The sequence below is a fragment of the Enterobacter genomosp. S genome, assembly GCF_001631805.1.
GTDB lineage: Bacteria > Pseudomonadota > Gammaproteobacteria > Enterobacterales > Enterobacteriaceae > Enterobacter > Enterobacter quasihormaechei.
The window spans coordinates 483060-496685 of record NZ_LVVA01000001.1 but is presented as its reverse complement, the minus strand read 5'-3'; the positions used below and the strand labels follow the sequence as shown (position 1 = coordinate 496685).

The window sequence follows — 13626 nt, the reverse complement described above, 5'->3', positions numbered from 1 at the left end:
TGGATCGGCGCGCACTTTTTGCGTAATCTGGACAACGTTTTTATTTAAGAGGCTGCACAGCGATGGATTTACAGGTCGTACCTACACTGGATACGTTACGTCAATGGCTTGATGATGCCGGTATTACTTTCTTCGAATGCGACTCCTGCCAGGCGCTGCATCTGCCTCACATGCAAAATTTCGACGGCATTTTCGATGCCAAAATCGATCTGATTAACGACGTCATTCTTTTCTCGGCGCTGGCCGAAGTGAAGCCTTCTGCGCTGCTGGCGCTGGCGTCCGATCTGTCTGCAATTAACGCCAGCTCTCTGACGGTCAAAGCGTTTCTCGACATACAGGATGATAACCTACCGAAGCTGGTGGTTTGCCAGTCTTTATTCTCCGGCGCCGGGCTCTCCTTCAAGCAGTTCGCCTGGTTTATGCGCCTGAGCGAAGAGCAGATTTCCATGGTAATGATGGAAGCCAACGCACACCACCTGCTGTACAGCGCGGAAGATGATGCTGAGAATAATGATGCATCTCCCAATTTTCTCCACTAAGGCCGTCTGACTTTTTGCGCAGTCGCTGCCAGAGCGGCTGCATAACACCGTTTTTTCTGCTGCTTTTAACCTTTATTTAAAGAATTTTTCACCTCCTCTCAGGCCGTTTCGGCTTATCACGTAGACATAATCTGCATAAAAAATTGATAAAAGGCGTTTTTTCGTCTGGGCTATAGCCGGAGACACGGGCTACAGTTATTCTTGCGATGCTTAAAAAAGCGAGCGGATCCTGCCGGAAAAAGGGGGGTATATTTATTTCGGGCAGAGCGACAAACTATGCATGATTATTGCATATCTTCAGGCTGCACAGTTTTGGTTCGTTTGTTAACGAGCTTTCAGAAGGAATAACAATATGATCGCCTTGAATAAAAAATGGTTATCGGGTCTGGTTGCGGGTGCTCTGATGGCCGTCTCTGCCGGCACGCTCGCTGCGGAACAAAAAACGCTGCACGTCTATAACTGGTCTGACTATATTGCGCCGGACACCGTCGCCAATTTTGAAAAAGAGACCGGGATTAAAGTGGTCTACGACGTATTCGATTCCAACGAAGTGCTGGAAGGTAAACTGATGGCGGGCAGTACCGGCTTTGATCTGGTTGTGCCGTCGGCAAGTTTCCTTGAGCGTCAGTTGACTGCCGGCGTTTTCCAGCCGCTGGATAAGAGCAAATTACCAAACTGGAAAAACCTCGACCCGGAGGTGCTGAAACTGGTGGCTAAGCACGATCCGGAGAATAAATACGCGATGCCATACCTGTGGGCGACCACCGGCATCGGCTTTAACGTGGATAAGGTCAAAGCCGCGCTGGGCCCGGACGTTAAGCTGGACAGCTGGGACGTGGTGCTGAAGCCGGAAAATCTCGAGAAACTCAAAAGCTGCGGCGTCTCTTTCCTCGATGCGCCTGAAGAAATCTTTGCCACCGTGCTTAACTACCTCGGCAAAGATCCCAACAGCAGCAAGGCCGACGACTACACCGGTCCGGCAACCGACCTGCTGCTAAAGCTGCGTCCGAATATTCGCTACTTCCACTCCTCTCAGTACATCAACGACCTGGCGAACGGCGATATCTGCGTGGCGATCGGCTGGGCGGGTGACGTCTGGCAGGCGGCGAACCGTGCGAAAGAGGCGAAAAACGGCGTGAATGTTTCCTACTTCATTCCAAAAGAGGGCGCGCTGGCGTTCTTCGACGTCTTCGCCATGCCGGCTGATGCAAAAAACAAAGAGGAAGCGTATCAGTTCCTCAACTACCTGATGCGTCCGGAAGTGATTGCCCACATTAGCGACCACGTTTACTACGCTAACGGTAACAAGGCCTCCGTGCCGATGGTCAGCGAGGAGATCCGCAATAACCCGGCAATCTATCCGCCAGCGGACGTCTTTGCCAGGCTGTTCACCCTGAAGGTGCAGGAGCCTAAGATCGACCGCGTGCGTACCCGCGCGTGGACGAAGGTGAAAAGCGGTAAGTAACGGCGTTTGATATCGTTGCCCGGTGGCGCTAACGCTTACCGGGCCGACACAACCCGTAGGCCGGGCAAGCGTTAGCGCCGCCCGGCGATGCGCACCCTGACGGTGCGTTTGCACCAGTGTTGATCTATGCCGGAGAGCACCCCGTGAATGACGCGATCCCCCGCCCGCAGGCGAAAGTCCGTAAAGCGCTGACCCCGCTTCTTGAAATTCGTAACCTCACCAAATCCTTCGACGGCCAGCATGCCGTGGACGACGTTAGCCTGACGATCTACAAAGGCGAAATATTCGCTCTGCTCGGCGCATCGGGCTGCGGTAAGTCCACGCTGCTGCGCATGCTCGCCGGGTTTGAACAGCCGACCGCCGGGCAGATAGTGCTGGACGGCGTTGATCTCTCCAGCGTGCCGCCGTACCAGCGGCCCATAAACATGATGTTTCAGTCCTACGCGCTGTTTCCGCACATGACCGTCGAGCAGAATATCGCCTTCGGCCTGAAGCAGGACAAGCTGCCAAAAGCCGAAATCACCGCGCGCGTGGCAGAGATGCTGAGCCTGGTGCACATGCAGGAGTTCGCGAAGCGCAAGCCGCACCAGCTTTCCGGCGGCCAGCGTCAGCGCGTGGCGCTGGCAAGAAGCCTGGCGAAGCGTCCGAAGCTGCTGCTGCTCGACGAGCCGATGGGCGCTCTGGATAAAAAGCTGCGCGACCGGATGCAGCTGGAAGTGGTGGATATCCTCGAGCGCGTGGGCGTGACCTGCGTGATGGTGACCCACGACCAGGAAGAGGCGATGACCATGGCCGGGCGCATTGCGATCATGAATCGCGGTAAGTTCGTGCAGATTGGCGAGCCGGAAGAGATTTACGAGCACCCGACCACCCGCTACAGCGCGGAGTTTATCGGCTCGGTGAACGTCTTCGAAGGGCTGCTGAAGGAGCGTCAGGACGATGGCCTGGTGATTGAATCGCCGGGGCTGGTGCACCCGCTGAAGGTTGACTCTGACAACTCCGTAGTAGACAACGTGCCGGTCTACGTGGCCCTGCGCCCGGAAAAAATCATGCTTTGCGATGAGCCGCCCACCGATGGCTATAACTTTGCCGTGGGCGAAGTGGTGCACATTGCCTATCTCGGCGACCTGTCGATTTATCACGTCCGCCTGAAAAGCGGGCAGATGCTCAGCGCCCAGCTACAGAACGAGCACCGGTATCGCAAGGGACAGCCAACCTGGGGCGACGAAGTGAGCCTGTGCTGGGATGCGGACAGCTGCGTCGTACTGACGGTATAAGGAGCGGCCATGAGTACACTTGAACCTCCAGCCCGCGTCAAAACACCGGGCGTCTTCGCGCGCTGGCTGGCGCGCGTGCAGATGGCGCATGGCCGCAAGCTGGTCATCGCCATGCCGTATATCTGGCTGACCCTGCTGTTTCTGCTGCCGTTCCTGATAGTCTTTAAGATCAGCCTGGCGGAGATGGCGCGGGCGATCCCGCCGTACACCGATCTGTGGGAGTGGGCCGACGGGCAGCTGACGCTGACGCTAAATCTGGGCAACTTCCTCCAGCTCACCGAGGATCCGCTCTATTTCGAAGCCTATTTACAGTCGTTACAGGTGGCTGCCGTCTCGACGATCTGCTGTCTGCTGATGGGCTACCCGCTGGCGTGGGCGGTGGCGCACAGCAAGCCGTCAACGCGAAACATTTTGCTGCTGCTGGTGATTTTACCGTCGTGGACGTCGTTCCTGATCCGCGTATACGCCTGGATGGGGATCCTGAAAAATAATGGCATCCTGAATAACTTTCTGCTGTGGCTTGGCGTCATCGACCAGCCGTTGACCATCCTGCATACTAACCTCGCGGTGTATATCGGGATTGTTTACGCCTACCTGCCGTTTATGGTGCTACCGATTTACACCGCCCTGACGCGCATTGACTACTCGCTGGTGGAAGCCTCACTGGATCTCGGCGCGCGGCCACTGAAGACCTTCTTCAGCGTGATCGTGCCGCTGACCAAAGGCGGGATCATTGCCGGGTCGATGCTGGTGTTTATCCCGGCGGTCGGGGAGTTTGTGATCCCGGAACTGCTCGGCGGTCCGGATAGCATCATGATTGGCCGCGTGCTGTGGCAGGAGTTCTTCAATAACCGCGACTGGCCGGTGGCCTCGGCGGTGGCGATCGTCATGTTGCTGCTGCTGATCGTGCCGATCATGTGGTTCCACAAGCATCAGCAGAAACAGATGGGAGATCGCGGATGAACAACTTGCCGGTAGTACGCTCTCCGTGGCGCATTCTGATCCTCGTGATTGGCTTCACCTTCCTGTATGCGCCGATGCTGATGCTGGTGATCTACTCGTTCAACAGTTCAAAGCTGGTAACCGTCTGGGCGGGCTGGTCAACGCGCTGGTATAGCGCGCTGTTCCACGACGAGGCGATGATGAGCGCGGTCGGATTAAGCCTGACCATTGCAGCGCTGGCGGCGACGATGGCCTGCGTGCTGGGCACGATTGCCGCGCTGGTGATGGTGCGCTTTGGCCGCTTCCGCGGGGCCAACGGCTTTGCGTTTATGATCACCGCGCCGCTGGTGATGCCGGACGTGATCACCGGCCTGTCGCTGCTGCTGCTGTTTGTGGCGCTGGCGCACGCCATCGGCTGGCCGGCGGATCGCGGGATGCTCACCATCTGGCTGGCGCACGTGACCTTCTGTACGGCGTACGTGGCGGTGGTGATCTCTTCGCGTCTGCGCGAGCTGGACCGCTCCATTGAAGAGGCGGCGATGGATCTCGGTGCCACGCCGCTGAAGGTTTTCTTCATCATCACGCTGCCGATGATTATGCCGGCGGTCATCTCCGGCTGGCTGCTGGCGTTCACGCTCTCGCTCGACGATCTGGTTATCGCCAGCTTTGTCTCGGGGCCGGGCGCGACGACGCTGCCGATGCTGGTCTTCTCCAGCGTGCGCATGGGGGTGAATCCGGAGATTAACGCCCTGGCGTCTATCATTCTCGGCGTGGTCGGAATTGTCGGATTTATCGCCTGGTATTTGATGGCGCGCGCGGAAAAGCAGCGCGTTCGCGATATCCAGCGTGCAAGACGCGGCTGAAGGAATTATTATTTCCAGTGATGTGCCGCGCATGACGCGGCACTGTTTTTCAGGGAAGTAAAAACATTGGGATTCTTGCAAAAAACACGTCATTCGCACGCCCGTCCGAACGTCCCTGCGCTGGTTCAGGTGGCGGCGCTCGCCATTATTATGATCCGCTGCCTGGATGTGCTGATGATTATGAACACGCTGGGCCCGCGGGGCATGGGGGAGTTCATTCATCGCAGCGCGCAGACGTGGAATCTGACGCTGGTGTTTCTTAGCAGCCTGATGCTGGTGTTTATTGAGATCTACTGCGCGTTCTCGCTGGTAAAGGGGCGCAACTGGGCGCGCTGGGTCTATTTTCTTACGCAGATCACCGCCGCCAGCTATCTGTGGGCCGCCTCGCTGGGCTACGGCTATCCGGAGCTGTTCAGCATTCCCGGCGGCTCCCGCCGCGAGATTTTCCATTCCTTAGTTATGCAGAAATTGCCGGACATGCTGGTGCTCTGCCTGCTCTATGTTCCCGCCTCCAGTCGGCGGTTCTTCCGCCTGCAATAATGTGTATAATCGCAGCCCTCGTTTTCCTTGAGGTTTTCATATGCAGTGCGCACTCTATGACGCCGGTCGCTGCCGCTCCTGTCAGTGGATAGAGCAGCCGGTCTCTCAACAACTCACCGCCAAAATGGCCGATTTACAGCAGCTGCTTGCCGGTCACGCGGTGGGCGAGTGGTGCGAACCCGTCAGCGGGCCGGAGCAGGGCTTTCGTAATAAAGCCAAAATGGTGGTCAGCGGCAGCGTCGAAAAGCCGCTGCTGGGCATGCTGCACCGTGACGGCACGCCGGAAGACCTCACCGCCTGCCCGCTGTATCCCGCTTCGTTTGAACCGGTGTTTGCCGCACTGAAGCCGTTTATCGCCCGCGCGGGGTTAACGCCCTATAACGTTGCCCGCAGGCGCGGCGAACTGAAATACCTCCTGTTGACCGAAAGCCAGATGGACGGCGGCATGATGCTGCGCTTCGTGCTGCGCTCCGAGAGCAAGCTGGAGCAGCTACGCGCAGCGCTTCCGGCATTGCAGGCCCAGCTTCCACAGTTGCGGGTGATTACGGCCAACATTCAGCCGGTGCACATGGCGATCATGGAAGGGGAGAAAGAGATTTTCTTCACCGAACAGCATGCGCTGGCGGAGAACTTCAACGGCGTGCCGTTGTGGATCCGTCCGCAAAGTTTCTTCCAGACTAACCCCACCGTCGCCAGCGCGCTGTACGCCACCGCGCGCAACTGGGTGCGCGCGTTACAGGTTCATCATATGTGGGATCTGTTCTGCGGCGTCGGCGGCTTTGGTCTGCACTGCGCCACGCCTGAGATGCAGCTCACCGGCATTGAGATCTCCGCCGAAGCGATTGCCTGCGCAAAGCAGTCCGCCGCTGAACTGGGGTTAACCAATCTGCACTTCCAGGCGCTGGACTCCACGCAGTTCGCGACCGGCCAGGGCAACGTGCCGGAGCTGGTGCTGGTGAATCCGCCGCGACGGGGTATCGGCCAGGCACTTTGCGACTACCTGAGCCAGATGGCACCTAAGTACATCGTTTATTCCAGCTGTAACGCACAGACCATGGCGAAAGATATCGCCAGCCTGCCGGGTTACCGCATTGAGCGCGTTCAGCTCTTTGATATGTTCCCGCACACCGCGCATTACGAAGTGCTGACGTTGCTCGTGAAATCTTAAACAAAATGTGAACTCTTCATCCCTGCGAAATCAGGTAAGCTTACGTCATAAAAATTGAATAAAGGCTTACCGATGAAGCAGATCCTGCTGGTGGAAGATGACCACGATATTGCGGCGCTCCTGCGCCTCAACTTAGAAGACGAAGGCTACACCATTACCCACGAGCCGGATGGGGGAAAGGCGTTACCGCTTCTGGAAAAACAGCCGTGGGACGCGGTGATCCTCGATCTGATGCTGCCGAACGTCGACGGCCTGGAAATTTGCCGCCGTATCCGCCAGATGACCCGCTACCTGCCCATTATCATCATTAGCGCCCGCAGCAGTGAAACCGATCGTATTACCGGCCTGGAAACCGGGGCGGATGATTATCTGGCAAAACCGTTCTCGGTGCAGGAGCTGATTGCCCGCATTAAGGCGCTGTTCCGCCGTCAGCAGGCGATGGGGCAGGCGCAGACGGACGGCATTATCCATGCGCACGGCCTGACTATCGATCCGCTGGCGCGCAGCGTGCGTCTCAACGGGCAACACGTCGATCTCACCCCGCGCGAATTTGAGCTGCTCTATTTCTTTGCCCGCCATCCCGGCGAGGTCTTCTCGCGGCTGGCGCTGCTGGAGCAGGTGTGGGGCTATCAGCACGAAGGCTACGAACACACCGTCAATACCCACATCAATCGCCTGCGCATCAAAATTGAGAAAGATGCCGCCGAGCCGGAAATCATTCGCACCGTCTGGGGCAAAGGCTATAAGTTTGCGGAGCGTAACCATGATGCGTCGCTTTAGCCTGAGCCAGCGCCTGACGCTGCTGTTTACGGCATTATTGCTGCTCTGCGCTACCGTTGCCTGTGCGGTGCAGCTCTACAGCAGCATGCAGTACGGCAACGCCATGGTGCAGCGGCTATCCGGCGGGCTGGCGCAGCAGATCGTCCAGCGGGAACCGATTCTGGACGCGCAGGGCAGGGTGGATCGCAGTGCCTTAAAGCCCCTGTTCGACCGGCTGATGACCTTTAATCCGAGCGTCGAGCTGTATGTTGTCTCCCCGGATGGCGAAATCCTGGCCGATGCCGCCCCGCCGGGCCACATCCAGCGGCAAAAAATTGACCTTGCGCCGATTCAAAATTTCCTGAGCGGGACGGTGATGCCGGTGCTGGGCGACGACCCCCGCAGTCAGAATAAAAAGATCTTCAGCGCCACGCCGCTGCGTCAGGACGGCGAGCTGAAGGGCTATCTGTACATTATTTTGCAGGGGGAAGAGTTCAACGCGCTGGCGGAGTTGGCCTGGCACAAAGCGCTCTGGAGTACGGCGCTGTGGTCCATGCTGCTGGTGGCGCTGTTTGGCCTGCTGGCGGGGCTGCTCATCTGGTACTGGGTGACGCGTCCGGTCAAACAGCTCACGATGGACGTGGCCGGGCTGGAGCAGGACAGCATCAGCGCGATCAAGCAGCTGGCGGCCCAGCCGCTGGCGCCTGCCGGCCAGGATGAAGTGGCGATCCTGCGCAATACCTTTATTGAGCTGGCGCGCAAAATCACCTCTCAGTGGGATCGGCTGGCCGACAGCGACCGTCAGCGCCGCGAATTTATCGCCAATATTTCACATGATTTGCGTACGCCGCTGACCTCGCTGCTGGGGTATCTGGAAACGCTGTCGCTGAAATCCGCGACGCTGACGCCGCAGGAGCACCAGCAGTATCTCGCCACCGCGCTGCGTCAGGGGCAAAAGGTGCGCCATCTGTCGCAGCAGCTGTTTGAGCTGGCGCGTCTTGAGCACGGCGGCATCAAGCCCCAGCGCGAGCGTTTTGCCATGGCCGAGCTGATTTCCGACGTGGCGCAGAAGTTTGAGCTGGCCGCCCGCACGCGGGAGTTAAATCTGCATATTGATGTGCCGGGTCCGCTGCCGCTGGTGAACGCCGACGTCTCCATGATTGAACGGGTGGTGACGAATCTGCTGGATAACGCCATACGCCATACGCCACCGGGCGGAGACATTCGTCTGGCGGTGTGGCAGGAGAACGACCGGTTGCAGGTTGAAGTGGAAGATAACGGCGCGGGCGTCGATGCGGCCTTGCGGGACGATCTGTTCCAGCGGCCTTCAGCGTTAAATCCTCAGGCGTCGCGGGACAACCGGGGCGGATTAGGGCTGTTGATTGTGAAAAGAATGCTGGAGCTGCACGGCGGGGGGATCCGGCTGATGGAGTCCGTGAGCGGGGCGCGGTTCAGGTTCTTTGTGCCGTTGTGAGAAATTGCCGGGTGGCGCTGCGCTTACCCGGCCTACAGACCACCCCCGTAGGCCAGACCACCCGGCAAAAAGAGATTACTGCGGGAACCACTGCTCGCTGATTTTCTGGTACGTACCATCAGCCTTGATCGCTTTCAGCGCGCCGTTCAGTTTCTCCAGCAGGGCTTTGTTATCCGGGCGTACCGCGATGCCGAGGCCAGTGCCGAAGTACTGCGGATCGGTCACTTTCTCGGTCGCCGTCCCCAGCTGCGGGTTGGTTTTCAGCCATTCGTTCACCACGGCGGTGTCGCCGAATACGCCGTCAATACGGCCATTTTTCAGGTCGATAATCGCGTTCTGGTAGCTGTCATAGGCCACGTTTTTGACTTCAGGATGCTTGTCCTGGAGATATTTCTGGTGCGTGGTGCCGTTTTCCATGCCGATGCGCTTGCCTTTCAGCTGGTCAAAGGAGGTGTACGCGCCTTTCTTCGCAATCACCACCGCAGAGTTCGCGTAGTACGGGTCGGTGAACGCAACCTGCTTGCTGCGCTCTGGCGTGATATCCATACCGGAGATCACCGCATCATATTTTTTGAACTTGAGGGACGGGATCAGGCTGTCAAACGCGTGGTTAGTAAAGGTGCAGTCGGCCTGCATCTGCTTGCACAGCGCTTTCGCCAGGTCGATGTCAAAGCCGACGATCTGGTTGCTGGCATCCAGCGATTCAAACGGCGGATAGGTGGCAGAAACGCCGAAATTGATTTTATCTGCGGCTGACGCGCCAGCGGCGAAGGTTGCCAGTAATGCGGCCAGAACTAACTTTTTCATTGTGTTGCTCCCGTCTGTAGGTCTTATGAACGTACAATGCCATTTAATGAATTTATATGCAATATAAATGATTATATATCAGGTGGTGGACAAAAAAAAACGGATAACCAAAAGGTTATCCGTCACGTGTATTCACGATTATGCATTTCATGCCGGGCGGCGCTGCGCTTGCCTGACCTACGATCTCCGCTCGAATGCCAGCGCCTTACGCTCGATCAGGCGCATCATCAGCGTCAGCAGGCCGTTGACCACCAGATACACAAGCCCGGCCGCACCGAACACCATCACGTCGTAGGTGCGTCCATACAGCAGCTGCCCGTGACCCATCACTTCCATCAGGGTGATGGTGTAGGCCAGAGAGGTACTTTTGAACACCAGAACGACTTCGTTGGAATAGGAAGAGAGCGCGCGCTTAAAGGCGTACGGCAGCAGGATCGCCAGCGTGTCCTTCTTGCTCATGCCCAGCGCGCCGCAGGACTGCCACTGGCCTTCCGGGATCGCGCGGATCGCACCGTAAAACAGCTGCGTGGTGTAGGCGGCGCTATTCAGCGAGAGGGCAATCAGGGCGCATAGCCACGGCTCAGAGAGCAGGTGCCAGATCACCGGGTATTTCTGCAACGACGGGAACTGCCCCGGGCCGTAGTAAATCAGGAAGATTTGCACCAGCAGCGGCGTACCGGTAAACAGCGTAATGTAACCGCGTACAATCCACACCAGCACCGGCGTTTTCAGCGTCAGGACGATGGTGAAGATCAGCGCCAGAATCAGCGCCACGATGATGGACGCCACGGTCAGCGTCAGGCTGGTGTGCAGCCCTTTCATCAGTTCGGGTAAATAGTCCAGCATCAGCCTGGTCTCCGTTCAAAACGCGTTGCACGCAGATCAATACGCTTAAGAACGTACTGGCTCAGCAACGTGATCGCCAGGTAGATCGCTGCCGCCACAATGTACCAGGTAAAAGGCTCCTGCGTACGGGTGGCGATACTTTTGGTTTGCAGCATCAAATCGTTCACGCTGATCAGGCTCACCAGCGCGGTATCTTTCAACAGGACCAGCCACTGATTACCCAGCCCTGGCAGGGCATGACGCCACATTTGCGGCATCACCAGGCGGAAGAAGATCGCCGCTTTCGACAGGCCCAGCGCCTGGCCGGATTCCCACTGACCCTGCGGTACTGCCTTCAGCGCGCCACGCAGCGTTTGTGACGCATAGGCCGAATAGAGCAGGGAGAGCGCAATCACGCCGCACAGGAACGGGCTGACGTCGAAGTTCTCGATCTGCATCTGCACCGGGATCTGCGCAACGCCGAGGTTAAGGGTAAAGCCGTCCGACAGCGTGAGCAGCAGCTGTGAGGAACCGAAATAGATAAACAGGACCACCAGAATTTCTGGCAACCCGCGCAGCACAGTCACCAGCGCTGAACCGAGCCATGCGACAGGGCGCCACTTAACGGACTCCCACACCGCAAAGAACATCGCAAGTACCAGGCCGATAATCAGTGCACAAACGGCAAGGCCGACGGTCATCCCGGCGGCGCTTGCTAAAGGAAAAATTTCATTCATCAGGAATTACTTCTGGAACCATTTTTTGTAGATGGTTTCGTAGGTGCCGTCTTTCTTCACTTTTTCCAGCGCAGCGTTGAATTTCTGCTGCAACTCGGTGTTGCCCTGACGTACAGCAATACCCAGACCTGTACCGAAGTAGTCTTTATCGGTCACCTTGTCACCCACGGCGGCCAGCTTGTCGTTCGCTTTCAGCCATTCAGTCACGACAGCCGTGTCCCCGAAGACCGCATCGATACGACCGTTTTGCAGGTCCAGCTTCGCGTTCTGGTAGCTGTCATACGGCACGGTGGTGATTTCCGGATGCTTATCCATGATGAATTTCTGGTGCGTGGTGCCGTTTTGAACGCCCACCTTCTTGCCTTTCAGCAGATCGACAGAAGCGTATTTGCCTTTCTGACCGATGAACAGGGCAGAGTTGTCATAGTAAGGCGCAGTGAACAGAACCTGCTTTTCACGCTCCGGGGTGATGTCCATGCCGGCCATCACCGCGTCGATGCGGCGGAACTTCAGGCTCGGGATCAGGCTGTCGAACGACTGGTTGCTGAAGGTGCAGGTCGCGTCGATCTCTTTACACAGGGCGTTGGCCAGGTCCACGTCGAAGCCAACAATTTTGTTGTTCGCATCGATGGATTCAAACGGAGGATAAGACGCTTCGGTGGCGAAACGGATGGTCTGGGCTGCGGTAGCGGAAAGGCTGACGCTAGCGAGCAGCGCGGCAATCAATACTTTTTTCATTATAATTTCCCTAACACGTCAGTGAGATAAGTAATTTTTGAAGGCATCGGTTTGCGGGTTAGTGAAGCAGCTCGCGTCACCTTGCTCAACGATATACCCGTTTTCCATGTAGACCACGCGGCTGGCGGTTTTGCGCGCCACTTCCACCTCGTGGGTCACGATGACCTGGGTAATGTTGGTTTCCGCCAGCTCGCGAATAATACTTACGATCTGGGCAGTAATTTCCGGATCCAGCGCCGCAGTCGGCTCATCAAACAGCAGCACCGCCGGCTCCATCATCAGCGCACGGGCAATCGCCACACGCTGCTGCTGACCACCGGAGAGGTGAAGCGGATAGCGGTCGCTGTAGGGCTTCAGGCGCAGACGTTCCAGCAACTTGTCGGCACGCGCCATCGCCCGATCTTTGCTTAAGCCGAGCACGCGACACGGGGCTTCAATCAGGTTTTGTACCACGGTCAGGTGCGGCCAGAGATTGTATTGCTGAAAAACCATACCCACGTTTTGACGCAGTTCACGAATCGCTTTATCAGAAGGGGTTTTCGCAAAATCAAAATGGTTACCGGCAATGGCCAGCGTGCCCGAGCGGGGCATTTCAAGCAGATTCAGAACGCGCAGAAGGGAGCTTTTTCCCGCGCCGCTTGGGCCGAGCAAAACCAGCGTTTCGCCCTCCGGGCAGCTCAGCGTAATGTCGAACAGCGCCTGGTGTGCGCCGTAGAAGCAGTTAATGCCGTTTAGTTTAATACTCATCGGGGCAGTCTTTACTCATCCAGGCAATCTATAGCAATTGAGGCCGCAGATAGTACCGTTGACAGAATAGTTATGCAATATTTCTGCGTTAAAAGTTAAATATAACCCGTGTTTCTACTTAAACATAGCACAAAATAGCGAAGGGGGAGGGGGGCGAGAATAAATGTCGGCATTCCGCCTGAAATGCCGGACATTTTACGGGGTTAACGTTTATTTCACCGCTGCGTTAGCGGTTTTCAACGGACTGGCGCAGTGTGCCAGCCGGGGCATGAACGCTGCCGCCAATGTAGCGAACATCATCAATGGCCCAGCACTGCCCTTCACGGATCATCAGCACTTCATCCTGCCAGGTCTGGGTGCCCTGCGTCAGTTTCACGCGCAGCGGGATATTGCGCGCGTCGGTGTTCGGAATGGTTGACGCGCTGGCAACCTCGGCGCTGTCGGGCAGCGTCGCGCGGCTGGAGAACGGATCGGCAGACAGCAGCGCGTTATGCTGCGGATCGCGCGAGGCGTCGTTAAGCAGTTTCGCCAGGTTATCGCTCAGGTACGGGCGCAGGGCGGTGAGGTCATTACCGCGATGCTGAATGCGATAATCATAGAACTGTTGCGCCACGGCATCCGGGCCGCCCTCGATGCAGGGGCCGCTGCGGGAACCGATATCCTTAAAGGCTGGCGTGACCGGCGTAGTGCAGGCGCTGAGCACCAGCGCGCAGGGCACTAAAAGCGTTAAAGCAGAGTAGCGCAT

General features: G+C 57.4%; 15 protein-coding genes. 9 read left to right on the top strand and 6 right to left on the bottom strand.

Going from position 1 to position 13626, the window contains the following annotated elements; all coding sequences use genetic code 11:
* The first annotated feature begins 62 nt into the window (after positions 1–62).
* From A3466_RS02365 to A3466_RS02320, 9 genes are all read left to right on the top strand, one after another.
* Positions 63–539, top strand: coding sequence for a YbjN domain-containing protein (locus A3466_RS02365; RefSeq protein WP_003858385.1), 477 nt, complete (start codon positions 63–65; stop codon positions 537–539).
* Positions 540–891: 352 nt separating this feature from the next.
* Positions 892–2004 carry a spermidine/putrescine ABC transporter substrate-binding protein PotF gene (potF, locus tag A3466_RS02360; protein ID WP_063449230.1) on the top strand — a complete coding sequence of 371 codons (1113 nt, stop codon included), beginning with the start codon at positions 892–894 and terminating at the stop codon, positions 2002–2004.
* Between the two features lie 143 nt (positions 2005–2147).
* Positions 2148–3281, top strand: a complete 1134-nt coding sequence (gene potG / locus A3466_RS02355; protein ID WP_047735313.1) for a putrescine ABC transporter ATP-binding subunit PotG — start codon at positions 2148–2150, stop codon at positions 3279–3281.
* Positions 3282–3290: 9 nt separating this feature from the next.
* Positions 3291–4244, top strand: a complete 954-nt coding sequence (potH, locus tag A3466_RS02350) for a putrescine ABC transporter permease PotH (RefSeq protein WP_063449229.1) — start codon at positions 3291–3293, stop codon at positions 4242–4244.
* On the top strand, positions 4241–5086 hold the full coding sequence (potI, locus tag A3466_RS02345) for a putrescine ABC transporter permease PotI (protein ID WP_063449228.1): 846 nt from the start codon (positions 4241–4243) through the stop codon (positions 5084–5086). The genes potH and potI overlap by 4 nt, the downstream gene beginning before the upstream one ends.
* Positions 5087–5128: 42 nt before the next feature.
* Positions 5129–5626 carry a YbjO family protein gene (locus A3466_RS02340; protein ID WP_087878582.1) on the top strand — a complete coding sequence of 166 codons (498 nt, stop codon included), beginning with the start codon at positions 5129–5131 and terminating at the stop codon, positions 5624–5626.
* Between the two features lie 40 nt (positions 5627–5666).
* Positions 5667–6794: a 23S rRNA (uracil(747)-C(5))-methyltransferase RlmC gene (gene rlmC, locus A3466_RS02335; RefSeq protein ID WP_063449227.1), complete on the top strand. Its 1128-nt coding sequence runs from the start codon at positions 5667–5669 to the stop codon at positions 6792–6794.
* A gap of 72 nt (positions 6795–6866) precedes the next feature.
* On the top strand, positions 6867–7574 hold the full coding sequence (locus A3466_RS02325; RefSeq protein WP_063449226.1) for a response regulator transcription factor: 708 nt from the start codon (positions 6867–6869) through the stop codon (positions 7572–7574).
* A complete protein-coding gene (locus A3466_RS02320; RefSeq protein WP_063449225.1) occupies positions 7558–9027 on the top strand; it encodes a sensor histidine kinase in 1470 nt (489 codons plus the stop codon). The genes A3466_RS02325 and A3466_RS02320 overlap by 17 nt, the downstream gene beginning before the upstream one ends.
* A gap of 75 nt (positions 9028–9102) precedes the next feature.
* On the opposite strand, the gene artJ is transcribed toward A3466_RS02320, so the two are convergent.
* The 6 genes from artJ to A3466_RS02290 form a co-directional block, all read right to left on the bottom strand.
* Positions 9103–9834, bottom strand: a complete 732-nt coding sequence (gene artJ / locus A3466_RS02315) for an arginine ABC transporter substrate-binding protein ArtJ (protein WP_063449224.1) — start codon at positions 9832–9834, stop codon at positions 9103–9105.
* A 177-nt stretch (positions 9835–10011) separates the two neighbouring features.
* Positions 10012–10680, bottom strand: a complete 669-nt coding sequence (gene artM, locus A3466_RS02310; RefSeq protein WP_063449223.1) for an arginine ABC transporter permease ArtM — start codon at positions 10678–10680, stop codon at positions 10012–10014.
* Positions 10680–11396, bottom strand: a complete 717-nt coding sequence (gene artQ, locus A3466_RS02305) for an arginine ABC transporter permease ArtQ (RefSeq protein WP_063449222.1) — start codon at positions 11394–11396, stop codon at positions 10680–10682. The genes artM and artQ overlap by 1 nt, the downstream gene beginning before the upstream one ends.
* A 6-nt stretch (positions 11397–11402) precedes the next feature.
* Positions 11403–12134 carry an arginine ABC transporter substrate-binding protein ArtI gene (artI, locus tag A3466_RS02300; protein ID WP_063449221.1) on the bottom strand — a complete coding sequence of 244 codons (732 nt, stop codon included), beginning with the start codon at positions 12132–12134 and terminating at the stop codon, positions 11403–11405.
* 18 nt (positions 12135–12152) lie between these two features.
* Positions 12153–12881, bottom strand: coding sequence for an arginine ABC transporter ATP-binding protein ArtP (artP, locus tag A3466_RS02295; RefSeq protein WP_063449220.1), 729 nt, complete (start codon positions 12879–12881; stop codon positions 12153–12155).
* A gap of 226 nt (positions 12882–13107) precedes the next feature.
* Positions 13108–13626: a lipoprotein gene (locus A3466_RS02290; RefSeq protein WP_063449219.1), complete on the bottom strand. Its 519-nt coding sequence runs from the start codon at positions 13624–13626 to the stop codon at positions 13108–13110.